The following is a 26,980-nucleotide window of genomic DNA, read 5'->3' as shown; positions in this document are numbered from 1 at the left end:
ACATGTTAATCAGCCATTTCCTGCACGGGCCGGTCAGCGCCTATCCGCGAGATTACGTGGACGGTGCTCACCAGCAATTGCATCAACACCGCGAAGCGCAGTTGCTGTACGCCGTTCGCGGCACCATGCGAGTGGTCACGGCACAAGGTGCCTGGGTCATTCCGCCGACCCGAGCCGTGTGGATTCCGCCACTGGCGGCGCATGAGATTTTCATGTCGGGCGAAGTACGCATGCGTTCGCTGTTCATTGCCCCCGAACTGTCGCCGCCAACGCTGCAGCAGTGCTGCGTGCTGGCCGTCACGCCGTTGCTGCGCGAGCTGATTCTGCGCGCGGTGCAAGGTCCGCAACACGCGGAAAATTCATTGATTCAGAAGTTGATGCTGGAAGAGATCGCCAGCCTGGAAAACCTTCCGCTACACATTCCGATGCCCGAGGACCGACGCCTGCTGGGCATCTGCCTGGCGCTGCTGCGCGCACCGGACCATTCCAATACCCTGGAAGACTGGGCACAACAAGTCGGCGCCAGCTCTCGAACCTTGGCGCGGTTGTTCCAGCAACAACTGAAGATGAATTTCAATGCCTGGCGTCAGCAACTGCGCCTGATGGAAGCCTTGCCGCGCCTGCTCGCCGGAGAAAGCGTGCAGAGCGTGGCGTGTAATCTGGGCTATGGCAGTGCTCGGGCGTTTAGCGCGATGTTTCGCCGTTTACTCGGGGAAAACCCTCGGGAATACCTGAGCGCTTTGAACAAATTGAGCGAACTCAATCCCCCGTAGGCGTTCAGCGCGATCAGTGCATCTCGGTGAACGCAAGTTTTACACCGATGGCGATCAACACCGCGCCCATGGTCCGGTCGAACCAGTGGCCCATGCGGGAAAAACCGGCGCGCACGCGCTGTTGGCTGAACAGCATTGCCACCAGGCAGAACCAGACAGCCGTTGCCGCTGCCAGATAAATCCCGTAACCGGCCTGTACCGCCAGTGGTGTGTGCGGGTTGATCACAACGGTGAACAACGACAGGAAAAACAGCGTGGCTTTCGGGTTCAAGCCGTTGGTCACGAAACCAGAAGTGAAGGCGCCCCGCGCGGTGCGTTCGCCGGCCTCCTGGTGCAGGTCGTCAGCCACCGGTTTAGCTGGTTGCGCGCGCAGGGCTCTATAGCCGATGTACAGCAGATACGCGGCTGCGGCCCATTTCAAGGCGCTGAACAGCACGATCGACTGAGACACGATCAGTCCGATACCCAACAGCGAATAACCGACGTGCAGGAAAATCGCCGAACCGACGCCCAACGCTGTCCAGGTCCCGGCGCGACGACCGTGGGTCACGCTCTCACGCACCACCACAGCAAAGTCCGGGCCGGGGCTGGCGACGGCCAGCAAGTGAATGAGGGCAACGGTCAAGAATTCTGTCCAATACATGGGGGTTCCTTTTGGGCAAGGCTGATCAATAAAAAACTCGGAAGCCGACTACACCTCTGTGGCGAGGGAGCTTGCTCCCGTTCGGCTGCGAAGCAGTCGTAAACCGCATGACACGGTATGTCTGACAATACACGGTTGCCTGGATTGAGGCCGCTGCGCAGCCCAGCGGGAGCAAGCTCCCTCGCCACAAGTTTGTGCCAGGCCAGACAATGAGGAACAGTTTGTTTCATCTGGTAGGCTCGACAGATTACGCCTTCAGTTCAATGCACAAAAGGTACAGTTGATGACGAACTCTCGCCGCGCCGTTTTCCTCGACCATCCGTCCCTGGATCTCGGCGATCTCGACCTCAGCCCTTTACGCGAGTGCTTCAGCGACTTGCAACTGTTCGCCCAGACCACGCCTGATCAGGTGATCGAACGCCTCAAGGGTGTCACTGTCGCCATCAGCAACAAAATCCTGATCGATGCGGCCGCCATGGCGGCCAGTCCCGAGTTGAAGCTGATCCTGATCACCGCCACCGGCACCAATAACGTCGACCTCGCCGCCGCCCGCGCCCACGGAATCACTGTCTGCAACTGCCAGGGTTACGGCACGCCATCGGTGGCTCAGCACACGATCATGTTGTTGCTGAACCTGGCGACGCGCCTGGCCGATTATCAAAAAGCGGTCGCCGAAGGTCGCTGGCAACAAGCGAAACAGTTCTGCCTGCTCGATTACCCAATCGTCGAACTCGAAGGCAAAACCCTCGGTCTGCTCGGTCACGGTGAACTGGGCAGTGCCGTGGCGCGGTTGGCCGAGGCGTTCGGCATGCGCGTATTGCTGGGGCAGATTCCGGGACGCCCTGCCCGGCCGGATCGCTTGCCGCTGAATGAACTGCTGCCGCAAATCGACGCCCTGACCCTACACTGCCCGCTCAACGAACACACCCGCCACTTTATCGGCGCCCGAGAACTGGCCTCGATGAAACCCGGTGCTTTCGTGGTCAACACCGCGCGCGGTGGTTTGATTGACGAACAGGCATTGGCTGACGCCCTGCGCAACGGACACTTGGGCGGCGCGGCGACCGACGTGCTGAGCGTCGAACCACCGAGCGCCGGCAATCCGCTGTTGGCTCAGGACATTCCACGACTGATCGTCACTCCGCACAATGCCTGGGGCAGTCGCGAGGCGCGGCAACGGATTGTTGGTCAGTTGACGGAAAACGCTCAGGCTTATTTCAGCGGTAAAGCGCTGCGGGTCGTCAGTTGATAAACTGCGGCACTTTTTTTCAAGGAGCAGAGTATGGATCCGCGCAGTGAAGTACTGCTTCGTCAGGCCGAGTTATTCCAGGGGTCGGTGTTGCTGGCCGGTTTGCCCGCCGATGATTTGCTGGGCCGCTTACCCGATGCCCACGGTTGGTGCTGGCATGCTGGCGATCAAGCGGCGCTGGACGCCCGTTTCGCCGAGCGCAGCCATTTTGGCGTGAATGCGCCCGAGCGCGAGTTCGACAGCGCGGTGGTGTTTCTGCCCAAGTCCAAGGACCTGACCGAATACATCCTCAATGCCCTCGCCTCTCGTTTGGCCGGTCGTGAGTTGTACCTGGTGGGAGAGAAACGCAGCGGCATCGAAGGTGCAGCCAAACAGCTCAACCCCTTCGGCAAACCCCGCAAGCTCGACAGCGCACGGCATTGCCAGCTCTGGCAGGTCGCTGTGGCCAATGCCCCAGAAGCCAAGTCGCTGGAAAGCCTGGCACAGACCTATGAATTGCCACTGGCCGAAGGCCCGTTGAAAGTCATCAGCCTGCCGGGCGTGTTCAGCCACGGTCGACTGGATCGCGGCAGCGCCCTGCTGCTGGAACATCTGGACAAACTGCCCAGCGGCCACTTGCTGGACTTCGGTTGCGGCGCGGGTGTGTTGGGTGCGGCGGTCAAGCGGCGCTACCCACACAACCAGGTCACCCTGCTCGATGTGGATGCATTTGCTGCCGCCAGCAGTCGCCTGACCCTGGCTGCCAACGGTCTGGACGCAGAGGTGATGACCGGTGACGGCATCGATGCCGCGCCCATGGGTTTGAGCGCGATTCTGAGTAATCCACCGTTCCATGTCGGCGTACACACCGACTACTTCGCCACCGAGAACTTGCTGCGAAAAGCGGCTAAACATCTGAAAAACGGCGGTGAACTTCGGTTGGTAGCGAATAGTTTCCTGAAGTATCAGCCGCTGATCGAAGAGCATTTGGGCGCATGTGCGATCAAGGCTGAAGGGCAGGGTTTTCGAATCTACCGGGCCAAGCGCGGCTGAAGAACTTTTGAAAAACAAATCGGACCGGAGGAGCCAGGCTTTCCTCAATGCTAGTCAGTTAAGCGAAACTCCTGTAGGAGCGAGCTTGCTCGCGAAAGCGGTAGGTCAGGCGACATCAATGTTGACTGACCCGACGTCTTCGCGAGCAAGCTCGCTCCTACAGGGTCTCGCGGCTTAACTGACAGGCATTGAGGCCCGCGAAGGCGCTCTTAAGAATGCCTTCTCCGGCAAGCCTGGCTCCTACGAAAAGCGGTTCAAGGGCTTGCCCAATCGGATTTGCCTAGGCAGAATCCGCTCCGTCCTAGGGGAGTAGTCTCCCACGAGCGCCATGCTCGTCCGGCATACGTCAACATACTTGGTCCTCAGACCATGGCGTATGCGACCCAAGCGTCCGCACCAGACGGATCGCAGGGTTTGACAAGACCTATGACACGAACACCTTACCCGGGGCGGGAAGGCTGTACGTGTCATAGCCGTGTCGACCCGCCCCTTAGGAAAATCCTGATGATGCTGGACTCTCTACTCGTTCCCACCGCAATCGTTGCCTTGGCCGAAATCGGCGACAAGACGCAACTGCTCGCGCTCATTCTCGCTGCCCGCTTTCGCAAACCCTGGCCGATCATCGCCGGCATCGTTGCCGCGACACTGGCCAACCATGCGGCAGCCGGTGCGGTAGGCGCCTGGTTCGGCAGTTTCTTCTCGAATGCGACGTTGCACTGGATCCTCGCCGCGAGCTTCGCCGCCACCGCGCTGTGGACCCTGGTGCCGGACAAGATGGACGAAGACGAAGCCAGCACCGCCCGCAAATTCGGGCCGTTCCTGACTACATTGATTGCGTTCTTTCTTGCGGAAATGGGCGACAAAACCCAAGTCGCAACCGTGATGCTCGCCGCGCAATACCCGGATCTGTGGCTGGTAATCATCGGCACCACCGCCGGGATGTTGATTGCCAACGTGCCGGTAGTTTTGGCGGGTAACTTTGCGGCGGACAAACTGCCCTTGACCCTGATTCGTCGACTGGCGGCGTCGGCGTTCTTCGTCCTGGCGATTGTTGCGGTGTACAAGGCGATGCAGAGCAGTGGATGGGTTTGACGCGGTAGGTCAGTAGACCGCGTTATCGTTCTTCGCGGGCAAGCCACGCTCCCACAGGTTTTCGGTCGAATACATAATGTGTGTACGACACAAAACCTGTAGGAGCGAGGCTTGCCCGCGAAGGCGTCAGCAGCCTCACCCAATGACTGTCAGGATTTCCTGGCTTTCTCATACAACGGCATCACCTTCGGAATCGCCGCCTGCAGGGCAGTAATCCGACTGGCCGACGCCGGGTGAGTGCTCAAGAACTCTGGCGGCGCGCCATTCGAGGCTTTGCTCATTTTGTTCCACAGGGTGATCGCCGCGTTCGGGTTGTACCCCGCACGGGCGGCCAATTCGAGGCCGATCAGATCCGCCTCGTTTTCATTGCCGCGACTGTTGGGCAAGGTCATGCCGTATTTCGCCACGGTGTCCGCCAGAGCCAGGCCGCCCTCGCCCAGACCGAACAACGCACCAGCACCCTGCTTGGCCATTTCGATACCGTAAGCCTTGGACATCGCTTCACGGCCATGCTCGCGCAAGGCGTGAGCGATTTCATGGCCGATGATGGCGGCGATTTCGTCGTCGGTGAGTTGCAGGGTGTCAATCAGACCGGAGTAGAAAATGATCTTGCCGCCAGGTCCGCAGGAGGCATTCAATTCGTCGCTCTTGATCAGGTTCACTTCCCATTGCCATTGGGCCGAATCCGGACGGAATACCGGCGCCTGGGCAATCAGCCGACTGGAAATCGCCTGAACTCGCTTGGCATCGTTACTGGTGTTGTCCAGCACACCTTTGGTGCTCGCCTCCCCGATGGTCTTTTGATAAGACTGGGCATACATCTGGTTGACCTCGGAGGTCGACAGCATGCTGAACATGTATTGCTTGCGTTCAACGCCCACGGCGCCGCCGCTGGTGGTGTTGACCGACTGACAACCGGCGAGCAGCAGACCTGCGCTCAGTGCACACAAAACCAATGTCTTATTCATCAAGAAGCTCCCTGGAAACATGCCGCGTATCCTAGGTGGGGATTTGTATCGGCGCCAGATACAACGGACGTGTAACAGGTACATTTCAGACAAAGCCCTGTGGGAGCACCCGGTCGACGCTCGATTGCTCGCGATGGCGTCAGTACGACCGATAGATCAACCCGGCGTCAAACACTCCGGCCCATTGAGCTTCGGATCGTTCACCAGGTTCGCCAGCACCCGTTCACGCAACGCCGCGGGTTCGCTGGCCAGCAGCGCCTGCAGGGCATGCAACGGGGTTTCCGGGTTGAGCCAGGTTTCCTGCCCCGCCGCATCGAGAATCAATGGTCGACGCTGACTCGAGGCCGGTTGGGTGATTACCGCCGTGCTCAACCATACCTGCTCCTGCACCGGATACGCCTCCCAGATCGCCGCGAAAAACAGCGCCGAGCCCTCCCCCGGAGTCAGCCAGTAGGGACGTTTGCGGGTGGTGCCGCGCCATTCGTAAAAACCATTGGCCGGCAGCAGGCAACGACGCAGGCGCAAGGCTTCGCGAAACATCGGCTGCTCAGCAACGGTTTCGGCGCGGGCATGGGCCGGGGTGCGGGACAGGTCAGTCAGCCACGGCGGCGTCAGGCCCCAGCGAGCACGAGCCAACTCACGCTGCCCGTCTGCGCCGGCACGCAGCATCAATACCGAATCGTTGGGGGAGATATTCCACTGGGCCTGCTGATCGGCGGGGAATCCGGGCAGGGCCGCGAAGGCGGGGTTCCAGCGAAACAGGGCATAACGTCCACACATGGGGCAATACGACTCTTGATCAAACGAACGTCAGCCTAACAGACCAGCGTGCCGGGAAAGCTGTCCGGTTCATCGCTGGACAGTGGCAGCGCGGCATTGTACGCGGTGATCAACTCTCGGGCGTATTGCGCCTGATCGTTATCGACCGATAATCCCAGCAGGCCGAACATTGGCAATTCACCAGTGCCGCCGATCAAATCCCGGCCTTCCAGATGCGCTTCGATGCCCTCGCTGGCCAGCATGCTCTGCAGCAATTCACCTTCCATCAGGTTTTCCGGTTCATAGATTCGCTGCATACACACCTTCTCACTCGTTTTCACTGAAAACTTCGAGATGCCATTCCTCGCCGTGAACCTGCAACACAAACGTAATCGGCCGACAACACACCTGACAGTCCTCGATATAGGTCTGATCGCCTCCTGACAGGTCTACAGAAGTCTCAACCACTTCACCACAATATGGACATTCATACTGCGCAGTTTCCAGCATCGCGGTCTCCCAGGTGACTTGTGCGTATAATCGCCGGTCTATTTGCAGGGCTATTTTCGTCTGACTACCTTTTCAGACCGTGCCCCGTTGGTTTTCGATCAAAACCTTTACTTACCCTAGCCGTTTCTAACAAGAGAGCATGATGGGCGAATTCGATGCCATCCGACCTTACGACGACAGCGAAGTCCCAGCAGTGCTGAACCGGCTGCTCGGCGACAAGGCGTTTCTAGATATCCTCATCCACTTCCGCTTCCCGCGCTATGCCGGTGCCTTCGGCTGGATGCTCAAACCTCTTATAGCGCATCGGCTGCGCCGTGAGTTCGCCGGTATCACATCGGTGGCCACATTGCAGGACAAAGTCGAGTTTTACGTCGACCACACCATCGAGCGTGCCACGGATGGAGTGACCTACACCGGCGTGGAGCAGTTCAAGTCTGGCAGCGCCTACCTGTTCATCGCCAACCACCGCGACATCGTGATGGACCCGGCCTTCGTCAACTACGCCGTGTACCACGCCGGCCTGCCGACCCCGCGCATCGCCATTGGGGACAACCTGCTGCAAAAGCCTTTTGTCAGCGATTTGATGCGCCTGAACAAAAGCTTCATCGTGCACCGTTCGATCACCGGCCGCCGGGAAAAAATGGCGGCGTATCAGTTACTGTCGGCCTACATCAACCACTCGATCCGCAACGACTGCGCCTCGATCTGGATCGCCCAGGCGGAAGGCCGAGCCAAGGACGGCGACGACCGCACCGAGTCGGCGATCCTCAAGATGTTCCACATGAGTCGCAAGGACGAGCCATTCGGCGAAGTCATTCGCTCGCTGAACCTCACCCCGGTGTCGATCAGCTATGAATATGACCCGTGCGACCAGGCCAAGGCCCGCGAGTTGTACATCCGCGCCACCACCGGCAGCTACACCAAAGCGCCGGGCGAGGATGACGTCAGCATCGCCAAGGGCATCACCGGTTACAAAGGCCGGGTCCACGTGAACTTCGCCGCGCCGATCACCGAACTGTTCGAAGACACCAAGCAATTGGCGATCGAAATGGACAAGCAGATCCTCGGCGGCTACCGGTTGTTCCCGGTGCATTACCTGGCGTATGCGCAGTGGAAAGACGCCGACCCGCAATTGCCGGTGCCGAAAGCGGCCGAGGTGTTTGCGGCTGATGAACTGGCCAAGGCCCAGGAAGAATGGCAGCGTCGCCTGGATGCTTGCCCTGAAGAGCATCGTCCGTTTCTGGTGCTGCAATATGCGACGCCGGTGCGCAATCAGTACCGGGTCAAGGCCGGGTTGCCGCTTTAAGCGATTTTGGATGGATACGACAACGGCGCCTTTGGGGCGCCGTTTTTGTTTGCCTTTAGACAGTCAGGCACTGTACCTGTGGCGGATCTTCAGACGCGGGTGCTGATCCACGACACCAGCAAGGCCATCCCGAGGCAGGCGAAACCGAAGCGGTAGAAAAACCGATTCATGCGCAGGGTCGCCCAATCCAGCGTTGGCTCTTCACTGGGACGACTTTCGCGTTGCGCCTGAATACTCGCCATGGCGCGCTGTTCGCGACGACGGGTGGCATGCAATAACCAGCTGCCCGGGAAGGCTAACAGCAAGGCCAGCAAGTTGATCAATTTGGCGGGATGAGCAGTAAAGAGCGAAATCAGCGACATCACAAACCTCAGGCAAAACCAGTGTGGCAGACGCCAACCGACGACCGCGGCGCGGATTCTACCGAAAGCGCTCCGGCCTGCCCCGGCTTTCCGACAAATAACGAAACCATTTAGCCGATTGCTGTCCTGTGTCACGACGCCGTCATCTGAATCCGCCAGTCTGTCGCCCCTCGAAACCGACACGGACTACGTCATGCTCCACGCCGAAAACCAGGATCGCCTCTACCTCATTGCCCAAAGCGACGAACAACAAACCTTAGTCGGCAGCCTTGCCTTCAATGTTCAGGACCGGCATTGGCTGGTGTATTGCGCGCTGGGCGGGCATCAACATGCGGATTTGCCGGAGGCGGACTTGCTGACGGGGGTGAGTGTTCTGGATTTTTATTCGGAGGCGGCTTGAGCGTCGTGCACTGTAGGAGCGTGGCTTGCCCGCGAAGGCTTTCTCACATTCAACGTGGATGTTGCCTGACACACCGCCATCGCGAGCAGGCTCGCCCCCACAATTGAACCGTGTGCATCTGCGAGGGGTTGGTCGGCTGTCAGCCCGCCTTCGCGGGCAAGCCTCGCTCCTACAGGTGAATTGTGAGCAGGTTCGTTTCCACAATGAATCTGCGGGCACAAAAAAACCCGGAGCCATCACTGACCACCGGGTTCTTTAAACAAGCCGCAAACCGTTACTCGGCAAGCACCTGACCAATCGTCGGGTCCTTGAACAAGCGGGTCAACGCATCACTCAACACATCACTGACCAACTTGGTATTGGTTTCCTGATTCGGCGCCATGCCAAAACGTTGATCCAGCGATGCGCCGTAACGACCGCTGTAACGACGGTTGGCATTCTGCACATCGGAACGGAACGTCGCGCCAATCGTTGCCTCAGTTACATACAGGCCTTCCTTGGGCGACTGATACTTCAGTTCGGCCAGGGTTACCGTCAATTGCGGTGCATTCAGCGCATTGGCCGTCGGGGTAAAGCCCAGCAAGCGCACGGCCGCCTCAGCCTGAGCCTGCAACTTCGGCAGAATCTGCGCGCCCTGCACGGTGATCGCACTGGTCTCCGGATACAGACCACCACGAGTCCCCAGCGTTGGCGACGGACGACCGTCCACCACACGCACCACCACCGGCTGCCCACGGCCGACCGGCGCCAGCTGAGCTGTCAGCTTGGGTTCCGGATTCAGTTGTTGCGGGCTGTGGGCGCAGCCGACGAGGGTCAAACTGGTCACAGTGATCAAACCGAACAACAGGCGTTGCAACATGCTCTTCTCTCCAGAATCAGGCACAAACAGGCCCGCAGTATAGCGGTGCGCCACTGCGGCGAACTAGCTTCGCACAACGATTACTGAAATCTCTGACAAACCCGGCGCAGCGCGGTTCCTGTCATACATCTGTCACCGACCTTACACACGCACGTCATCGTTCACTGGCAACCTTCACAGCAGTCACCCCACAAGGTACTTTGCCATGCGTTTTCTCATCTCAATGTTCGCGCCACGTCCACTGCATCGCTGTTTTGCCCTACTCGACCGCGATGGCCGTTGCCAGGCATTCAAACAGTGCAGCCTCCAGCCGATGGGCGATGGCTGGGTCGAAATCGAAGAAATCCGCCTCAACTGGCTGCACCATCCCCTGCCCGCCAGCGCCCGTGTCAGCCAACGCCAGCCACGTGCTCGTGCGCAACAACTATTGACCACCTGACCAGACGCCTAATAAAAGTCATTAAACACGACCATTTCCCTGCGTTTCTTCGTTACAATCTCCCCCCGATTATAAGGACGTCTCCTGATCGGGCCTCGCAGCATCGTTAATGCCTCGGTATTGACACCCCCGCACCGCCCACAGAGAGCCGCCCACACAGATCGAGTGAAGCTGGCGCGCTTGCTGTTTCTTGAGCAAAACACCACTTTTCGCGAATCTGCAGAGCTGTCATTACGCTCGGTCACTGAGCTGTTTGCCCGTTTTGCCTGTCATGTACCCCATGGCGGCAATCCATCCGGGCACGGTGCCAGGCTGGGACAGCCCTTTTTTGAGGTTCACGTCTTCAAAAGAGCGTGAAAAAAACGGGTTTTCACAACTTCACAAGAGTGTGGCGAGCAAATGAATAGTTTTGCGTCTGAACATGCACCATTAGCGTCTGAAACAGCCCAACGACACAGGACCGAGTATTCCTCGAACACCGGAGCCTGAAGCCTGTCCGCTACGGATTTGGTTGCACAAACGGATGTCTCGACCATAAGTCGAATTGCCAGCCGCGCGCCGAAATGAGTTCATGTGACTCTTGAGTCCAGGCCGCATGCATCCGTCGAAGTTGCGAAAAATTGCGAAGATTCGGACATGGCGATCCTGGCCATGGGTACCTGGGGCATCACTGACACGCCCCGTCACTCCTGGCAGCTATGCCGACAATTTGGTGCTGCAGATTTTGGAGACGCGTTAAATGGCGCATAACGAAGCAGTCGACGTAGTACTGGTTGGGGCCGGCATCATGAGTGCCACCCTGGCTGTACTGCTCAAAGAGCTCGACCCCGCGATCAAGCTGGAAGTCGTCGAGCTGATGGATTCCGGTGCTGCGGAGAGTTCCAATCCGTGGAATAACGCCGGTACCGGTCACGCCGGGCTGTGTGAGCTGAACTACACGCCACAGGCCGCCGACGGCACCGTCGACATCAAGAAAGCCGTACACATCAACACCCAGTTCGAGGTGTCGAAGCAGTTCTGGTCCTACCTGACCAAGAAAGGCACGTTCGGCTCGTGCAAGTCGTTCATCAGCCCGGTACCGCACCTGAGCTTCGTGCAGGGCGACGACGGCGTCTCCTTCCTCAAGGAACGTTTCAAGACGCTGAGCAAACACCACGCTTTCTCGGACATGGAATACACCGAAGACAAGGCCAAAATGGCCGAGTGGATGCCGTTGATGATGCCTGGTCGGGATCCTGGCGAAACCCTCGCCGCCACCCGCGTGCTCAATGGCACCGACGTCAACTTCGGCGCCCTGACCAACCAATTGCTCAAGCACCTGACCAGCGCACCCGATGCCCAGGTCAAGTACTGCAAGCGTGTGACCGGCCTGAAGCGTAACAACGGCGGCTGGACCGTCAGCATCAAGGACGTCAACAGCGGCAATACCCGTGAAGTCGACGCCAAATTCGTCTTCCTCGGCGCTGGCGGCGCGGCATTGCCGCTGTTGCAGGCGTCAGGTATCGAAGAAAGCAAAGGCTTCGGCGGCTTCCCGATCAGCGGCCAATGGCTGCGTTGCGACAACCCGGAAGTGGTCAAGCACCACCAGGCCAAGGTCTATAGCCAGGCTGCGGTAGGTTCGCCACCGATGTCCGTGCCGCACCTGGACACTCGCGTGGTCGACGGTAAGAAGTCCCTGCTGTTCGGACCTTATGCCGGTTTCACCACCAAGTTCCTCAAGCACGGTTCGTTCATGGACCTGCCAATGTCGGTCCGCGCCGGCAACATCGGCCCGATGCTGGCCGTGGCCAAAAACAACATGGACCTGACCAAGTACCTGGTTAGCGAAGTGATGCAGTCGATGGAACAGCGCCTGGAATCCCTGCGTCGCTTCTACCCTGAAGCAAAAGCCGAAGACTGGCGCCTGGAAGTGGCCGGCCAACGGGTGCAGATTATCAAGAAAGACCCGAAGAAAGGCGGCGTTCTGCAGTTCGGCACCGAACTGGTCGCGGCCAAGGACGGTTCCCTTGCCGCCCTGCTCGGCGCCTCGCCAGGCGCTTCGGTGACTGTTTCGATCATGCTTGAACTGATCGAGAAATGCTTCCCGAGCAAAGCCAAAGGCGAATGGGCTGCCAAACTGGCGGAAATTTTCCCGGCTCGGGAAAAGGTTCTGGAAACCGACGCTGCGCTGTATCGCAAGATCAATGCGCACAACAACGTCGCGCTGGAATTGGTTGAAGCCAGTAACGAGACCGAAAGCTACGCTTGATTTGGTAGCATAAAAAACGCCCCGTCCTCATTGAGGGCGGGGCGTTTTTTTATGGCCGTCGTAGGAGCTGGCTTGCCAGCGAAGGGGACGTCGTGGTGTGCCAATGACACCGCCTTCGCTGGCAAGCCAGCTCCTACAAGGTGCGCGGCGTTCACATGCCGCGCAGGCGGTCAGCCACGCGCTTTTTCGATCAGCTCAATGTAATCCGGGGCATTGCGCTGATCCTTGATCAGGGCGACGAAGTCATTGCCGTGCTCATCCTTGCCATCCAGGTCCAGGCCGGCTTCAACAAAGAACGTCAGAAAACGCTCGAAGTCATCGATGCGCAGGCCACGGTACGCCTTGATCAGTTTGTGCAGCGACGGTGAAGTGGCGTCGACTGGCTCGAAATCAAGGAACAGTTTGATCTGCGCATCGCCGATCTCGTCACCAATCACTTGCTTCTTATCTTTACGCATTGCCGACTCCAGCTCGCAGACATTTCACGGGGCGGGCAGTTTACCCCTGTGCAGGCGCCAGGCTCAACGCGGACGAACGCTGCCTGTGTGCAAATCGGCCCAGATATGGCCGTTGGCGTAGCTGAGGAACTGGCAATACACCGTGTCATTGCGCAACAAGTCGATCACCACCCGGTACTGGGCCATTGGGTAGAAGAGCGTCAGAGTCTTGCGCTTTTCGTCGTAGATCGGCTTTTTCAGGCTTTTGCTTTCGCCATCAAAGTTGACCAGCACCTGGCTGATGGTCGCGCCCTTGTTCAAGGATTTGCCCTTGAGGCGGATCAGCAGTGGCGATGTGACGGGGATCGGCTGTTGGTTGGACTGGCGCTGGCTGCCGATCACCACCGAATACTCGGTGATCTGCAACAGTTGCTGCTGCTCGGGTTCAGCATCGCGCAGGGTCAGGTCGTCCGGGGGTAAAAACTGCGCGTGCATCGGCGCCGGAGCGGCAGCCAAGGGCAGGCTGACGGTCAGCAACAGGGCGGCGCAGCTGCGGATCAAAAGGCTCATGACGGGCTCCGGGGGCGAGGCCGAGCACTCTAGCATGAGGATCTACCCGGCGAATAACCGATCCAGGTCAATACTCTGGAAGACAAGGCTGGGCATACTGAAAGAGCTTTCAGCCCCATTTCGACAGTGCACCCTCTGTTGTGGAGTACCCATGTCATTCTCCATGCCCCCGTTATTCGCCGCCTGGCGTCAGACCTGGCGCGCAGGTTATAGCCTCAGACGTTTGCGCGGCGATATCAGTGCCGGGGTGACGGTCGGGATTATCGCCATCCCTCTGGCCATGGCCCTGGCAATTGCAGTGGGGGTAGCGCCCCAGCAGGGTTTGTATACGGTACTGATCGCTGCCCCGCTGATCGCCCTCACGGGAGGCTCGCGCTTCAATGTCAGCGGGCCAACAGCCGCATTCGTGGTGATACTGCTGCCGATCACCCAACAATATGGCCTGGGTGGCCTGCTGCTCTGCACCATGCTTGCCGGGGTAATCCTGATTGCCTTGGGGCTGATTCGGGCCGGACGGCTGATTCAGTACATCCCTTATCCAGTGACCTTGGGCTTTACCGCCGGGATCGGCATTGTTATCGCCACCCTTCAATTAAAGGATTTGCTGGGCCTGAGTACCGCCGGGCATGCCGAACATTACATCGAGCAATTAGGTGCGCTGCTTCAGGCGTTACCCAGCGCTCGCTTGGGGGACGGGATCATCGGTGTCATGTGCCTGGCGGTTCTGATCGTCTGGCCGCGCTTTGTGCCGAGGATTCCGGGGCATTTGGTGGCGCTGGCCGTCGGCGCATTGCTGGGGGTGGCACTGGAACGCGGCGGGTTACCGATTGCGACGCTGGGGGAACGCTTCAGCTATATCGTCGATGGCGTCAGCCACCCCGGTATACCGCCGTTTCTGCCGAGCTTCGACTGGCCGTGGAATCTGCCGGGGCCCTACGGCCAGCCGCTGCACTTGTCTTACGACTTGATCCGCCAATTAATGGCACCAGCCTTCGCCATTGCCATGCTCGGCGCCATCGAATCGTTATTGTGCGCGGTGGTGGCCGATGGCATGACGGGCAGCAAACACGACCCCAATGCCGAACTCCTGGGTCAAGGCCTGGGCAATCTGGTCGCACCGCTGTTCGGCGGCATTACCGCCACCGCGGCGATCGCCCGCAGCGCCACCAATGTGCGCAGCGGGGCGTTTTCACCATTGGCGGCGATTATCCACAGCGCAGTGGTATTGCTGGCGATACTCGCCCTCGCACCCCTGTTCAGCTACTTGCCGATGGCGGCGCTGGCGGCATTGCTGGTGATGGTGGCATGGAACATGAGCGAGGCCCGGCACGTCGTGCATACCCTGCGCATCGCACCACGCAGCGATGTACTGGTCTTGCTGACTTGCCTGAGCCTGACGGTGCTGTTCGATATGGTGCTGGCCGTCGCCGTCGGCCTGTTGCTGGCCGCCGGCTTGTTCATCAAACGCATGAGCGACCTCACGGACACCGCCGAACTGCCTCGCGAGTTCCATCAAGCCTTGCAGGATATGCCGGAGCATGTTCGTTGCTATGCGATACGTGGGCCGCTGTTTTTTGGCGCGGCGGAAAAAGCCCTGGGCGTACTGCGCAAATTCAGCCCCGAGGTCAAAGTGGTGATCGTCGAGATGAGCGCCGTGCCCATGCTGGACATGACAGCTCTGGCTGCCTTCGACAATATCCTCAGGGATTACCTCACCGACGGCATCGGCCTGATTCTGGTCGGAACCGCTCCACGGGTACGCCTGAAACTCAGGCGGGCGGGCATCCATCGGGAACAGCGCAAGTTGGCCTACGTGAATAACCTGGAACAGGCTCGACGCAAAAGCGAACGCTGGCTTGCCGGACAGAACTGAGCACGCAGTTCAAGCAAACTGCGCACGCATCCCGATGTGAGGCCTTGCATTCAAGCCTCAACGTGCCTGGCGGCAAATCGCCCCCAGACCGTCATCCTGCTTACATGCCTTTAACGGCAAAAATCCCGTTGGCGTTACGCCAGTAGCCTTTGTAGTCCATGCCGTAACCGAAGATGTAACGGTCGATGCACGGCAGGCCGACGAAATCGGCTTTCAGGTCCGGGCGAGCCTTGCGATCGTGGTCCTTGTCGATCAGCACGGCGGTGTGCACGGCACGGGCACCGGCGTGTTTGCAGAAGTCGATGATCGCGCCCAAGGTGTGACCTTCATCGAGGATGTCATCGATGATCAGTACGTCGCGGTCAATGAATGAGACTTCCGGCTTGGCTTTCCAGAACAGCTCGCCGCCGCTGGTTTCGTTGCGATAACGGGTGGCATGCAGGTAGGACGCTTCCAGCGGGAAGTTCAGATGCGTCAGCAGTTTGCCGGAGAAAATCAGACCGCCGTTCATCACACAGAACACCACTGGGTTGCTGTCCGCCAGTTGATCGTTGATTTGCGCACCGACGCGGGCAATGGCCGCCTCGACTTCAGCTTCGGTGTACAGGCAGTCAGCCTCTCGCATGATTTGACGGATATGCTCGAGATCAGCGGACATGGCGCTCTCCAAGGGGGGGATTGAGGGGAGGGTCGGATTCGGAAAAGCGGGCAAAGGTACGCATCAAGCGAGGCCAGATCAAGCGTTTGTGGACTAACGTTCTATATGTCTATAGGACAACACCCACGGATAGATTAATCTAGGCCGGTTTTTTTGCCCGCCGCCGGAGCCTTTCCCATGCCCATCCTCGAGATCCGCCATCCGCTGATCCGTCATAAACTTGGCCTCATGCGCCGCGCCGACATTAGCACGAAGAATTTCCGTGAGCTCGCTCAGGAAGTCGGTGCCCTACTGACTTATGAAGCCACCAAAGACTTGCCGCTGGAAAGCTACGACATCGAAGGCTGGTGCGGCACGGTGTCGGTCGAGAAAATCGCCGGCAAGAAAATTACCGTGGTGCCGATCCTGCGTGCCGGTATCGGCATGCTCGAAGGTGTGCTGAGCCTGATCCCGGGCGCCAAAGTCAGCGCCGTGGGCGTGGCCCGCAACGAGGAAACCCTCGAAGCCCACACCTACCTTGAGAAACTGGTGCCGGAAATCGACGAACGGCTGGCGATGATCATCGACCCGATGCTCGCCACCGGTGGTTCGATGGTCGCCACCATCGACCTGCTGAAAAAGGCCGGCTGCAAGGATATCCGCGCCATGGTGCTGGTCGCAGCGCCAGAAGGCATTGCCATGGTTGAGAAGGCTCACCCGGACGTGATCATTTACACCGCTTCCATCGATCAAAAACTGAACGAACACGGTTACATCATCCCAGGCTTGGGCGATGCCGGTGACAAGATCTTCGGCACCAAGCAGAAGGACGCTTGAGCATGCAGGAAGAGTTCAACGATCCGCTCTGGCGCACAGTGCTGTCGGGTGCACAGATGCTGTTCGTGGCCTTTGGGGCGTTGGTGTTGATGCCGTTGATTACCGGCCTCGACCCGAACGTCGCGCTATTCACCGCAGGCCTTGGGACGATTCTGTTCCAGATCGTTACCGGGCGTCAGGTGCCGGTGTTCCTCGCTTCGAGCTTCGCCTTCATCACGCCGATCATTCTCGCCAAGGGCCAGTTTGGCCTGGCAGCGACCATGGGCGGTGTGATGGCGGCCGGTTTCGTCTACACCTTCCTCGGCCTTGCCGTGAAGATCAAAGGCACCGGGTTCATCGATCGCCTGTTGCCACCGGTGGTAATTGGCCCGGTGATCATCTCCATCGGCCTGGCCATGGCGCCGATCGCCGCCAACATGGCGATGGGCAAGGCCGGCGACGGCACCGAGCTGATTCCTTACCAGACGGCGATGTTGATCTCGATGCCGGCGCTGCTGACTACTCTGATCGTCGCGGTGTTCGGTAAAGGCATTTTCCGCCTGGTGCCGATCATCTCCGGTGTGCTGGTCGGTTTTGCCATGGCGTTCTATTTCGGCGTGGTCGACACCGCGAAGATTGCTGCTGCACCGTGGTTCGCGATTCCCCAGTTCACGGCGCCGGAATTCAACTGGCAGGCGATTCTGTTCATCGTTCCGGTAGCCCTCGCCCCGGCCATCGAGCACATCGGCGGCGTGATCGCGGTCGGTAGCGTGACCGGTCGCGATTACCTGAAGAAGCCCGGCCTGCACCGCACCCTGCTCGGCGATGGCATTGCCACCACCGCAGCCGGCCTGTTTGGCGGCCCACCCAACACCACCTACGCCGAAGTGACTGGCGCGGTGATGCTGACCAAAAACTACAACCCGAAAATCATGACCTGGGCGGCGATCTTTGCGATCAGCCTGGCGTTCATCGGCAAATTCGGCGCCCTGCTGCAAAGCATCCCGGTGCCGGTGATGGGCGGGATTCTCTGCCTGTTGTTCGGTTCGATCGCCGCAGTGGGGATGAACACAATGATTCGCCACAAGATCGACCTGGGCGAAGCACGCAATCTGGTGATTGTCTCGGTGACGCTGGTGTTCGGGATTGGCGGCGTGCTGGTCGGTACAGGAACTGGCCCGGACGATTTCGGCCTCAAAGGCATCGCGCTGTGCGCGGTGGTGGCGATTGCGCTGAACTTGTTGCTGCCGGGCCATGACAGCTGGAAGCACAAGCAGGCGGATGAATCGCTGCTCTGAGTGAACTGATCGTTCCCACGCTCTGCGTGGGAATACAGCCCGTAACGCTCCGCGTCACTGGACGCGGAGCGTCCCCAGAGGCATTCCCACGCAGAGCGTGGGAACGATCATGACTACAGGGCTATCGGCGCCCGTTCACACAATACGTTCAACGCCTTGGCCCACTGCGGATTCTCGTTAAGGCACGGCACCAGCACCAACTCCTCCCCTCCCGCTTCGCGGAATTGCTCCTTCCCGCGATCACCGATCTCTTCCAGCGTTTCGATGCAATCGGCGACGAACGCCGGGCACATCACCAGGATTTTCTTCACGCCACTTTTGGCCAACTCATCGAGGCGCGCTTCGGTGTAGGGTTCGATCCATTTGGCCCGCCCCAGTCGCGACTGGAACGACACCGACCACTTGCCGTCCGGCAGGCCCATGCGCCCGGCAAACTCTGCGGCGGTGCGCAGGCACTGCCCGCGGTAACAGGTCGCGACCACTTCCGGCGGTGCCCCGGCGCAGCAATCGCCGCCACCTTCGAAGCTGTGTCCTGGGTTGAGCTTCTTCAAGTGCCGTTCCGGCAAACCGTGGAAGCTCAATAACAGGTGATCGTAATCCTGCTCCAGATAAGGTTTGGCACTGGCAACCAACGCATCGAGGTATTCCGGCTGATCGTAGAACGGCTGGAGAATCGAGAACTGCACGTCGAGTTTCTTCTCCCGCACCACCCGCCTGGCTTCTTCGATCACCGTGGTCACCGTGCTGTCGGCGAACTGCGGATAGAGCGGCGCCAGCGTCACTTTCTTGTGTCCCTGGGCAGCCAGCCGCACCAGTGCCGATTCAATCGACGGCTCGCCGTAACGCATCGCCAGCTCAACAGGTCCGTGGGTCCATTCCCGGGTCATGGCCTGTTGCAGTCGACGGCTGAGCACCACCAGTGGCGAGCCGTCTGCCCACCAGATCGACGCATAAGCGTGGGCCGACTGCTCCGGGCGCTTGATCAGAATCAATGACACCAGCAAACGCCGCACCGGCCATGGCAGGTCGATCACATACGGGTCCATCAGAAATTGATTGAGGTAACTGCGCACATCCGCCACCGAGGTGGAAGCGGGTGAACCCAGGTTGACCAGAAGCAACGCGTGATCGGTCATGCAACGTCCTATTTCTTAAGGCGGCTGGACACATCGTCCAACGCCGCGCGCAAATCGGTGAACTGGAAAGTGAAGCCCGCTTCCAGCAAGCGAGCCGGCATGGCCTTCTGGCCACCCAGCAGTAGCAATGACAACTCGCCCAGGCCCACCTTCAACACGAGAGTCGGCATCGGCATGAACGCCGGACGATGCAACACACTACCCAACGTTTGGGCGAACTCGCGATTGCGCACCGGCGTGGGCGCGCAGGCATTATATGGACCGCTGGCCTCATTGCGATGCAGAAGAAAATCAATCAGGGCGATTTGATCCTTGATATGAATCCACGACATCCACTGCCGACCGTTGCCGAGCGGCCCGCCCAGCCCCAGTTTGAACGGCAACAGCAGCCGCGACAAAAAGCCGCCCTCGGCGGACAGCACCAACCCGGTACGAATGAGGATCACGCGAATGCCCAAGGCTTCGGCGCGCTGCGCGGTTTCCTCCCAGGCGACGCACAACTGGCTGGCGAAATCATCGATGACCGGTGGAGATTCTTCAGTCAATTCCCGCTCACCACCGTCGCCATACCAACCGATCGCGGAGCCGGAGATCAGCACCTGCGGTTTCTGCTCGCGGCTTTCGAGCCAAGAAAGTAGAGTTTCGGTCAGGGTGATCCGGCTGCTCCACAACAAGGCTTTGCGTTTATGAGTCCAGAGCCGATCGGCAATCGGCGCACCCGCGAGGTTGATAATGGCATCCACCGGCTCTTGACCCAGGTCCTCAAGTCGCGCGATTCCACGTACCTGAGTGCCACAGACTTGGGCGACTTTTGCAGGCGTGCGACTCCAGACCGTCAGGCGATGTCCCTGACTCAACCAGTGTCGGCAGAGTTGACGTCCTATCAAACCAGTACCGCCGGTCAGCAATATGTGCATGACATCTTCCTCGCGTGGCGTTTTACCCTGATCACTAGTCTATTTTTATAAGCAGGGATCTTTGGTATTGGGCAGGCTCTGTGCTTAACAATAGGCCAAGCTGTCAGAACGAGGACGCTAAAAGTTATACCAAAAAACAATATTGTACAGGTTTGAACCACGGCGTAGTCTGTACAGACAGGTAAACGAGGCCCCTATGACTGTACCTATCGCAATCATCGGCACCGGCATCGCCGGACTCTCAGCCGCCCAGGCCCTAACGGAGGCCGGGCATGTCGTTCAACTTTTCGATAAAAGCCGCGGCAGTGGCGGACGCATGTCGAGCAAGCGCAGCGATGCGGGTGCTCTGGACATGGGCGCGCAATATTTCACTGCCCGCGACCGCCGCTTCGTCACCGAAGTCCAGCGCTGGCAAGCCAACGGCTGGGTCGCCGTATGGACACCGCAGCTCTATACCTTTCACGGCGGCCAGCTCAGGCCTTCGCCGGACGAACAGACACGCTGGGTCGGCACGCCACGCATGAGCGCGATCACGCGCGGCCTGCTCGGTGATCTGGAAGTGCATTTCGCTTGCCGCATCACCGAGGTCTATCGCGGTGAAGAACACTGGCACCTGCAAGACGCCGAGGGTTTCACTCACGGTCCGTTCAGCCATGTCGTCATCGCCACGCCAGCCCCTCAGGCGACCGCGCTGCTGGCGGCCGCACCGAAACTCGCCGGAGCCGCCGCCGGGGTAAAAATGGAGCCGACCTGGGCCGTCGCCCTGGCGTTCGACACGCCACTGGAAACCTCCATCGAAGGTTGCTTCGTACAGGACAGCCCTCTCGACTGGCTGGCACGCAACCGCAGCAAACCGGGACGCGATACCACCCTCGACACTTGGGTACTACACGCCACCAGCGCCTGGAGCCGGCAACATATCGATCTGCCCAAGGAAGCGGTGATCGAGCAATTGCACGGTGCCTTTGCCGAACTGCTGAACGACGCCATGCCTGCTCCGACTTTCAGCCTCGCCCATCGCTGGCTGTACGCCCGGCCAGCCAGCAGCCATGAGTGGGGTGCCTTGGCCGATGCTGATCTAGGCCTGTATGTGTGCGGCGATTGGTGCCTGTCTGGCCGTGTCGAAGGTGCCTGGCTCAGTGGTCAGGAGGCAGCCCGCAGGCTGCACGAACACCTGCAGTGAATTGAATCAAGTCCAGCCCATCGCTGCTGTCGATATGGGCAGCAGCCCCGCAAAAACCTATACAAAAAATTTGACTTGTACACCTTTGAATCTATGATGAAGTCATGTTGTACAGATCTAATAATCTGTACAGGTCTGGATTCGAGGCGCTCCGATGCCCCCTACAACCATGAAACCCAAAATCGCCATCAGCGCCTGCCTGATGGGAGCCGAAGTGCGTTACAACGGCGGGCACAAAGCATCGCGGCTGTGCAGCTGCATCCTCTCTGAATATTTCGATTTCGTCCCGGTATGCCCGGAAGTCGCCATTGGCTTGGGTATTCCTCGCGAACCGATCCGCCTGGTCGGCAACCCCGAGCACCCGGAAGCTGTCGGTACGATCAATCCAGAGATCAACGTCACCCGGCCGCTGGCCGAGTATGGCCAAAAAATGGCGATGGAGTTGGGTGACATCTGCGGCTATATCTTCATGCAGAAATCCCCTTCGTGCGGGCTGGAACGGGTCAAGGTCTACCACGCCAACAGCGCGCCAGTGGACGGCGGTAGCCGTGGTATCTACGCCCAAGCCTTCTGTGCGTTGCATCCTGATTTACCGGTGGAAGAAGACGGCCGACTAAATGATCCGGTGCTGCGGGAAAACTTCCTCACCCGAGTGTTCGCCTACAGCGCCTGGCAGCAATTGTTGCAAACTGGCCTGACCCGTCACGGCCTCACTGACTTTCACTCGCGCTATAAATACCTGTTGATGGCCCACAACCCGGTGCAATACAAAACCCTGGGCAACTTGCTAGGCAACATGGGCCAGAGTGATCCAGAAGTGCTTGGACCGCGCTATTTCAGCGAGCTGATGACAGCCCTGAAAAAATGCGCCACACGCCGCAGCCACACCAACGTGCTGCAGCATCTCAGCGGCTATCTCAAGCAAGCCATCGGCCCTGAAGACAAACAGGAAGTGCAACACGTCATCGGCCAGTATCGCCAGGGAATCGTGCCGCTGGTGGTGCCATTGACGCTGCTCAAACACTACTTTCGCCAACACCCGGATCCCTACATCGCGCAGCAGGTTTATCTGCAACCGCATCCGGAAAACCTCAGCCTGCGAAACGCGATTTAATGAAGAACCCACCGGACACCAGCGCCAGCGAAGACCTCGGCACCGACTTCAAGAAGGCCCTGGACGCTGGTTGGCTGCCCATTCGTGAAGTGGCCCGACAGACCGGGGTCAATGCCGTCACCTTGCGCGCCTGGGAACGGCGCTATGGGCTGATCGTGCCTCAGCGCACACCCAAGGGGCATCGGCTGTTCTGTGCCGAACACATTCAACGGATCCTGACGATTCTCACCTGGCTCAATCGCGGCGTGGCTGTCAGTCAGGTCAAACAACTGCTCGACACGCCTTCGGAGCTTACCGACCCCATCGGCAACGATTGGCTGGTGCTGCGCCAGATATTGCTGCGAGCGGTCACTCAGCTAGCCGAACGCACCCTCGATGACACGGTGAATCAGGCGATGGCGCTGTATCCACCACGCACCTTGTGTGAAAAATTGTTGATGCCGTTGCTGGCGGAACTGGAACAACGCTGGCAAGGCCAGTTCGGCGCGCAGATGGAGCGGGTGTTTGTTTACTCCTGGTTGCGCAGCAAATTCGGCGCGAGGATTTACCATAACAATCGTCAGTTACGCACCGCGCCGCTGTTGCTGATCAATCACTCGGACCTCCCGCTAGAGCCTTATCTATGGCTCACCGCCTGGCTGATCAGCAGCGTCGATTGCCCGGTGGAAGTCTTCGACTGGCCGCTCCCTGCCGGCGAACTTGCGCTGGCAGTCGATCACCTGCAAGCCCGCTGCGTACTGCTGTATTCCAGCAAAGCCATGAATCTGTCGCAGCTGATGAAACTTTTGAATGGCGTCAGCTGCCCAAAAATGATTGCCGGACCGACGGTGTGCATTCACCACGCCGAGTTATCCGCAAGAACCGCCGCCATTGCTGACTTGTCCCTGGCCGAAGACCCGTTGTCGGCCCATCAGGGCCTCATTCAGCGAGGGCTCATTTAATGGCGTATTTCCAATGGATCGTGCGGATACCACCATGCAATTGATCTGGCTGCGCAGCGACTTGCGTCTACACGACAACACCGCCCTCTCGGCCGCCGCAACCCGCGGCCCGAGTGTGGCGGTGTATTTGCTGAGTCCACAGCAATGGCTGGCGCATGATGACGCACCGTGCAAAGTGGATTTCTGGCTGCGCAACCTGCGCGAATTACGCCATGCGCTGGACGCCCTGAACATCCCGCTGCTGATTCGCAAAGCGTCTCGCTGGGATAAAGCACCGATGGTCCTGCTCGATTTGTGTCAGCAACTGAAGATCGACGCGGTGCATGTCAACGAGGAATACGGCATTCATGAAACCCGTCGTGATGCGGCGGTGGCCCAAGTGCTGAAAGCCCAAGGCATCGACTTTTACAGCTACCTCGATCAACTGCTGTTCAAACCGGGCACCGTGCTGACCAGAACCGGCACCTATTTCCAGGTCTTCAGCCAGTTCCGCAAGGTCTGCTACGAACGCTTGCATGCATCATTGCCGAGATTGGTTACCGCTCCCGCCATCCAGGCGCCGCTGGGTATCGCCAGCGACGAACCGCCCTCTCGTGTCGAGGGTTTCGACACGCCCAGCGACAGGTTGCGTGCTCTCTGGCCGGCCGGTGAAGCCGAGGCCCGACGCCGCCTCGAGACCTTTACCGACGCACAGATCGACTATTACCACAGCGAGCGCGATTTCCCGGCAAAAACCGGCACCAGCCAGCTCTCGGCCTATCTTACCGCCGGGGTCATTTCCCCTCGTCAGTGTCTGCACGCCGCGTTGCGCAGTAATCAGGGTGAGTTTGAAAGCGGCAAGGTCGGCGCCGTTACTTGGATCAACGAGTTGCTGTGGCGCGAATTCTACAAACACATTCTGGTGGGCTACCCACGAGTCTCCCGGCACCGCGCCTTCCGCCCGGAAACCGAAGCCCTGGCCTGGCGTGACGCCCCGGAAGACCTCAAGGCCTGGCAACAAGCCCGTACCGGCCTGCCGATCATAGATGCCGCCATGCGCCAATTGTTGGAAACCGGCTGGATGCACAACCGTTTACGCATGGTCGTGGCAATGTTCCTGAGCAAAAATCTGCTGATCGACTGGCGTGAAGGCGAGCGTTTCTTCATGCGACATCTGATTGACGGCGATCTGGCGGCGAACAACGGCGGCTGGCAGTGGAGTTCGTCCACTGGCACCGATTCGGCGCCCTACTTCCGGATTTTCAACCCACTGAGTCAGTCGGAAAAGTTCGATGCCGAAGGGGTTTTCATCAAGCATTGGTTGCCGCAGATCAATGAAATGAACAAAAAAGACCTGCACAATCCCGTGAGACTCAATGGATTGTTCGGTGTGATGGATTATCCATCGCCTATCGTCAATCTGAACAGTTCCCGCGAACGGGCCTTGGCGGCGTTCAAGAACCTGCCGTCACGACAAGGTTTACCGCTACCGGAATGATCCTGATGCCGCAGCGTTACGTTATGAACACGGTATTGAGCCGGGAAATCATCTGGTTAAAAAGGGAATTGCGATGAATCTTAAACCTCCAAGGCGATACTGGCTGACCGGTACCAGCAACGGTATTGGTGCCGCGCTGGCCGAAGAAATACTCAAAACCGGTGCCCATCTGGCTGCCAGCTCCCGCTCGTTGGCGCCATTGGAAGCCCTGTCTCAGCGTTATCCCGGACAGGTACTGGTGGTCGCGGGGGATTTGACCAACGGTCAAAGAGTGCGCGAAATCGGCGAGCAGATTGCCAAGGAATGGGGGTCTCTGGACACCATGATTCTCAACGCAGGCACCTGCGAATACGTCGATGCCAATCAATTCGACGCGTCAATCATCGAGCACATCGTGCGGACCAACCTGCTTGCCAGCAGCTATTGCATCGAAGCTGCCCGACCCCTGCTGCGGGCGGGCACTGCGCCGCATCTGGTGGGCATGGCCAGCTTAGTGACCTGGCTGCCCCTGCCACGAGCCGAATCCTACAATGATTCAAAGCCCGGGTTGCGTCATCTATTCGAGTCCTTGCGCATCGAAGTAGCGCCGGAAAACATCGAAATGACCATCGTCAGCCCAGGACTTATCGATATTCCCTTGAGCAACGACGCTCCGGAGCACCTTGACTGGTCGACGGACAACGCTGCGCGATACCTCTTTGACATGCTCAAGCATCGTCCCCTGGAACTCTCCTTACCGGAGTTGCTCATGCCTGTCCTTTGGCCTCTGCCGCAAAAGCCCAGCGAGACGGAACTGGAAATCGACAAGCGCATGGAGCGAGACAATCCGCCGATCGAGGATCTGCCGTGAAGCCTGAGCGTCCGTCAGGCCTTTCACACAGCGCGGGCCCACTGCCTTACACTGCGTGCCATGAAAACCATTCCCCACACGCAAATCGCCGAACCTGCGGTCACCTGCTCAACCTGCGCGGCCTGCTGCTGTCAGCTTGAAGTCATACTGATCACCGACACTGGTGTGCCCGAGCGTTTTATCGATACCGACGATTGGGGTGGGGAAGTCATGCTGCGACTGGATGACGGCTGGTGCGCCGCGCTGGATCGCAACAGCATGATGTGCACCATTTACGAAAAACGTCCGCTGATCTGCCGGGAGTTCGAAATGGGCGCACCGGAATGCATTACCGAACGCCAGGGGATTGCGACGGCGTATCGGTGAAAGGGTCGATTTTAGAGATAGTTCAGCAGGTCTGACGCCTTCGCGGGCAAGCCTCGCTCCTACAGGGAAAGGTGTAGGAGCGAGGCTTGCCCGCGAAGCTTTCGACGTTACAACGGCATCGTGTAATGCAGCGAATAACTCTCTACGCCATCGTTCGGGCTGCTGATCCCGCCATTGGAATAGTGCGTGGCGCGAATCCCGACTTCATGTCCGCCGGTAAAGCGCAGACCAAACCCGAAACGGTCTTCGAACTGAAAGGCACTGCCCAATTTGTTGTCTTCGACTTCGGTGTTGGCAAACACCGCGATGCCGATACCCGCTTCAACGTAGGGTTTAATGGTCTGACCGGCAAACTCGTACACCAGCACTGGCGAGAACGACAAACTGTGATTGCTCGACGTTTCATCGCCCTCCCAATAGGTGTAAGCGCCGCTCCAGTAGCCGGTCAAGCGACCGATGTCACTCTGCAGCCAGCTTTTGTCCCAATCGAATTGCATCCCCAATCGGTAGGTCATGGTCGAATCGCTGGTCTGGCCGACCGCGAACTCCACCCCTGCTGCCTGCGCGGTAAAACTGTGCCCCATCAATGCGGTCGCAATCGCGGCCAAGCAGAATAGTCGCTTCATTAGAAACATCCTTTTCCGAACAATTTCGTATGGTTTTTATGCTGCCCAACAGACAAAGCTATAGAAGCAGACGCTTGATCAGAAGTTCAGCTCAATTAT

General features: G+C 58.9%; 30 protein-coding genes and 1 riboswitch. Of the genes, 17 read left to right on the top strand and 13 right to left on the bottom strand.

The annotated features are described in order from the left end of the window. The first annotated feature begins 2 nt into the window (after positions 1-2). Positions 3-773, top strand: a complete 771-nt coding sequence (locus CKW20_RS00430) for a helix-turn-helix domain-containing protein (protein WP_095051195.1) — start codon at positions 3-5, stop codon at positions 771-773. 13 nt (positions 774-786) lie between these two features. On the opposite strand, the gene CKW20_RS00425 is transcribed toward CKW20_RS00430, so the two are convergent. Beyond that, positions 787-1,416, bottom strand: coding sequence for a LysE family translocator (locus CKW20_RS00425; RefSeq protein WP_095051194.1), 630 nt, complete (start codon positions 1,414-1,416; stop codon positions 787-789). Between the two features lie 283 nt (positions 1,417-1,699). Here CKW20_RS00425 and CKW20_RS00420 point away from each other — a divergent pair, with 283 nt between their 5' ends. The 3 genes from CKW20_RS00420 (at position 1,700) to CKW20_RS00410 (ending at position 4,789) form a co-directional block, all read left to right on the top strand. Next, a complete protein-coding gene (locus CKW20_RS00420) occupies positions 1,700-2,665 on the top strand; it encodes a 2-hydroxyacid dehydrogenase (RefSeq protein WP_095051193.1) in 966 nt (321 codons plus the stop codon). A 33-nt stretch (positions 2,666-2,698) separates the two neighbouring features. Beyond that, a complete protein-coding gene (locus CKW20_RS00415) occupies positions 2,699-3,697 on the top strand; it encodes a class I SAM-dependent methyltransferase (RefSeq protein WP_095051192.1) in 999 nt (332 codons plus the stop codon). A 292-nt stretch (positions 3,698-3,989) separates the two neighbouring features. Then, positions 3,990-4,112, top strand: a riboswitch (yybP-ykoY riboswitch). A gap of 92 nt (positions 4,113-4,204) precedes the next feature. Then, complete coding sequence (locus CKW20_RS00410) at positions 4,205-4,789, top strand: TMEM165/GDT1 family protein (protein WP_095052227.1); 585 nt, start codon at positions 4,205-4,207, stop codon at positions 4,787-4,789. 149 nt (positions 4,790-4,938) lie between these two features. Here CKW20_RS00410 and CKW20_RS00405 read toward each other — a convergent pair whose 3' ends face one another. The 4 genes from CKW20_RS00405 to CKW20_RS00390 all read right to left on the bottom strand — a co-directional run bounded on the left by CKW20_RS00405 (position 4,939) and on the right by CKW20_RS00390 (position 7,026). Beyond that, positions 4,939-5,757 (bottom strand): M48 family metallopeptidase, encoded by an 819-nt coding sequence (locus CKW20_RS00405; protein WP_095051191.1) that lies wholly within the window; start codon positions 5,755-5,757, stop codon positions 4,939-4,941. Positions 5,758-5,913: 156 nt separating this feature from the next. After that, positions 5,914-6,537 carry an SOS response-associated peptidase gene (locus CKW20_RS00400; RefSeq protein WP_095051190.1) on the bottom strand — a complete coding sequence of 208 codons (624 nt, stop codon included), beginning with the start codon at positions 6,535-6,537 and terminating at the stop codon, positions 5,914-5,916. Between the two features lie 35 nt (positions 6,538-6,572). Beyond that, positions 6,573-6,833 (bottom strand): putative signal transducing protein, encoded by a 261-nt coding sequence (locus tag CKW20_RS00395; protein WP_095051189.1) that lies wholly within the window; start codon positions 6,831-6,833, stop codon positions 6,573-6,575. A 10-nt stretch (positions 6,834-6,843) separates the two neighbouring features. Beyond that, positions 6,844-7,026 carry a CPXCG motif-containing cysteine-rich protein gene (locus tag CKW20_RS00390; RefSeq protein ID WP_095051188.1) on the bottom strand — a complete coding sequence of 61 codons (183 nt, stop codon included), beginning with the start codon at positions 7,024-7,026 and terminating at the stop codon, positions 6,844-6,846. Between the two features lie 139 nt (positions 7,027-7,165). Here CKW20_RS00390 and CKW20_RS00385 point away from each other — a divergent pair, with 139 nt between their 5' ends. Beyond that, on the top strand, positions 7,166-8,332 hold the full coding sequence (locus tag CKW20_RS00385) for a 1-acyl-sn-glycerol-3-phosphate acyltransferase (protein WP_095051187.1): 1,167 nt from the start codon (positions 7,166-7,168) through the stop codon (positions 8,330-8,332). Between the two features lie 89 nt (positions 8,333-8,421). Here CKW20_RS00385 and CKW20_RS00380 read toward each other — a convergent pair whose 3' ends face one another. Further along, positions 8,422-8,694 carry a hypothetical protein gene (locus CKW20_RS00380; protein WP_095051186.1) on the bottom strand — a complete coding sequence of 91 codons (273 nt, stop codon included), beginning with the start codon at positions 8,692-8,694 and terminating at the stop codon, positions 8,422-8,424. Positions 8,695-8,887: 193 nt separating this feature from the next. Here CKW20_RS00380 and CKW20_RS00375 point away from each other — a divergent pair, with 193 nt between their 5' ends. After that, positions 8,888-9,094, top strand: coding sequence for a hypothetical protein (locus tag CKW20_RS00375; protein ID WP_030129737.1), 207 nt, complete (start codon positions 8,888-8,890; stop codon positions 9,092-9,094). A 274-nt stretch (positions 9,095-9,368) separates the two neighbouring features. Here CKW20_RS00375 and CKW20_RS00370 read toward each other — a convergent pair whose 3' ends face one another. Continuing rightward, positions 9,369-9,953: a YajG family lipoprotein gene (locus tag CKW20_RS00370; RefSeq protein ID WP_007905851.1), complete on the bottom strand. Its 585-nt coding sequence runs from the start codon at positions 9,951-9,953 to the stop codon at positions 9,369-9,371. Positions 9,954-10,158: 205 nt separating this feature from the next. On the opposite strand from CKW20_RS00370, the gene CKW20_RS00365 reads away from it, so the two are divergent. Together CKW20_RS00365 and mqo are read left to right on the top strand one after the other, a co-directional pair. Next, the gene (locus CKW20_RS00365; protein WP_008012002.1) at positions 10,159-10,392 is read left to right on the top strand and encodes a hypothetical protein; all 234 of its coding nucleotides are present in this window, start codon (positions 10,159-10,161) and stop codon (positions 10,390-10,392) included. Between the two features lie 739 nt (positions 10,393-11,131). Then, positions 11,132-12,640, top strand: a complete 1,509-nt coding sequence (gene mqo, locus CKW20_RS00360) for a malate dehydrogenase (quinone) (RefSeq protein ID WP_095051185.1) — start codon at positions 11,132-11,134, stop codon at positions 12,638-12,640. A 170-nt stretch (positions 12,641-12,810) separates the two neighbouring features. On the opposite strand, the gene CKW20_RS00355 is transcribed toward mqo, so the two are convergent. Both CKW20_RS00355 and CKW20_RS00350 read right to left on the bottom strand, forming a co-directional pair. Continuing rightward, the gene (locus CKW20_RS00355; protein ID WP_095051184.1) at positions 12,811-13,098 is read right to left on the bottom strand and encodes a PA4642 family protein; all 288 of its coding nucleotides are present in this window, start codon (positions 13,096-13,098) and stop codon (positions 12,811-12,813) included. 63 nt (positions 13,099-13,161) lie between these two features. Next, positions 13,162-13,647, bottom strand: a complete 486-nt coding sequence (locus tag CKW20_RS00350) for a hypothetical protein (protein ID WP_095051183.1) — start codon at positions 13,645-13,647, stop codon at positions 13,162-13,164. A 151-nt stretch (positions 13,648-13,798) separates the two neighbouring features. Here CKW20_RS00350 and dauA point away from each other — a divergent pair, with 151 nt between their 5' ends. Continuing rightward, positions 13,799-15,520, top strand: a complete 1,722-nt coding sequence (gene dauA, locus CKW20_RS00345) for a C4-dicarboxylic acid transporter DauA (RefSeq protein WP_095051182.1) — start codon at positions 13,799-13,801, stop codon at positions 15,518-15,520. Between the two features lie 100 nt (positions 15,521-15,620). On the opposite strand, the gene CKW20_RS00340 is transcribed toward dauA, so the two are convergent. Then, a complete protein-coding gene (locus CKW20_RS00340; RefSeq protein ID WP_095051181.1) occupies positions 15,621-16,178 on the bottom strand; it encodes a hypoxanthine-guanine phosphoribosyltransferase in 558 nt (185 codons plus the stop codon). Positions 16,179-16,355: 177 nt separating this feature from the next. On the opposite strand from CKW20_RS00340, the gene upp reads away from it, so the two are divergent. After that, positions 16,356-16,994 carry a uracil phosphoribosyltransferase gene (upp, locus tag CKW20_RS00335; protein ID WP_095051180.1) on the top strand — a complete coding sequence of 213 codons (639 nt, stop codon included), beginning with the start codon at positions 16,356-16,358 and terminating at the stop codon, positions 16,992-16,994. 2 nt (positions 16,995-16,996) lie between these two features. Beyond that, positions 16,997-18,271 (top strand): uracil-xanthine permease family protein, encoded by a 1,275-nt coding sequence (locus CKW20_RS00330; protein ID WP_095051179.1) that lies wholly within the window; start codon positions 16,997-16,999, stop codon positions 18,269-18,271. Between the two features lie 113 nt (positions 18,272-18,384). Here CKW20_RS00330 and hemH read toward each other — a convergent pair whose 3' ends face one another. Continuing rightward, entirely contained in the window at positions 18,385-19,407 is a 1,023-nt protein-coding gene (gene hemH, locus CKW20_RS00325; protein WP_095051178.1) for a ferrochelatase, read from the bottom strand. 8 nt (positions 19,408-19,415) lie between these two features. Beyond that, the gene (locus tag CKW20_RS00320; RefSeq protein ID WP_095051177.1) at positions 19,416-20,324 is read right to left on the bottom strand and encodes a TIGR01777 family oxidoreductase; all 909 of its coding nucleotides are present in this window, start codon (positions 20,322-20,324) and stop codon (positions 19,416-19,418) included. Between the two features lie 196 nt (positions 20,325-20,520). Between CKW20_RS00320 and CKW20_RS00315 the strand changes: the two genes are divergently transcribed. The 6 genes from CKW20_RS00315 to CKW20_RS00290 all read left to right on the top strand — a co-directional run bounded on the left by CKW20_RS00315 (position 20,521) and on the right by CKW20_RS00290 (position 26,255). Beyond that, complete coding sequence (locus CKW20_RS00315; RefSeq protein WP_095051176.1) at positions 20,521-21,507, top strand: NAD(P)/FAD-dependent oxidoreductase; 987 nt, start codon at positions 20,521-20,523, stop codon at positions 21,505-21,507. 154 nt (positions 21,508-21,661) lie between these two features. Continuing rightward, positions 21,662-22,621 (top strand): DUF523 and DUF1722 domain-containing protein, encoded by a 960-nt coding sequence (locus tag CKW20_RS00310; RefSeq protein ID WP_095051175.1) that lies wholly within the window; start codon positions 21,662-21,664, stop codon positions 22,619-22,621. Then, the gene (locus CKW20_RS00305; RefSeq protein ID WP_095051174.1) at positions 22,621-23,562 is read left to right on the top strand and encodes a MerR family transcriptional regulator; all 942 of its coding nucleotides are present in this window, start codon (positions 22,621-22,623) and stop codon (positions 23,560-23,562) included. The genes CKW20_RS00310 and CKW20_RS00305 overlap by 1 nt, the downstream gene beginning before the upstream one ends. 34 nt (positions 23,563-23,596) lie before the next feature. Then, the gene (phrB, locus tag CKW20_RS00300) at positions 23,597-25,039 is read left to right on the top strand and encodes a deoxyribodipyrimidine photo-lyase (protein ID WP_095052226.1); all 1,443 of its coding nucleotides are present in this window, start codon (positions 23,597-23,599) and stop codon (positions 25,037-25,039) included. 73 nt (positions 25,040-25,112) lie between these two features. Next, on the top strand, positions 25,113-25,889 hold the full coding sequence (locus CKW20_RS00295) for an SDR family oxidoreductase (protein WP_095051173.1): 777 nt from the start codon (positions 25,113-25,115) through the stop codon (positions 25,887-25,889). A 60-nt stretch (positions 25,890-25,949) separates the two neighbouring features. Next, a complete protein-coding gene (locus tag CKW20_RS00290) occupies positions 25,950-26,255 on the top strand; it encodes a YkgJ family cysteine cluster protein (RefSeq protein WP_095051172.1) in 306 nt (101 codons plus the stop codon). A 107-nt stretch (positions 26,256-26,362) separates the two neighbouring features. Here the strand turns inward: CKW20_RS00290 and CKW20_RS00285 are convergent, their stop codons facing one another. Beyond that, entirely contained in the window at positions 26,363-26,881 is a 519-nt protein-coding gene (locus CKW20_RS00285) for an acyloxyacyl hydrolase (RefSeq protein WP_095051171.1), read from the bottom strand. Positions 26,882-26,980 lie beyond the last annotated feature (99 nt).

It is taken from the genome of Pseudomonas sp. Irchel s3b2, from assembly GCF_900187445.1.
In the GTDB taxonomy this organism is placed as follows: domain Bacteria; phylum Pseudomonadota; class Gammaproteobacteria; order Pseudomonadales; family Pseudomonadaceae; genus Aquipseudomonas.
This window is presented reverse-complemented; position numbering and strand designations above follow the sequence as displayed.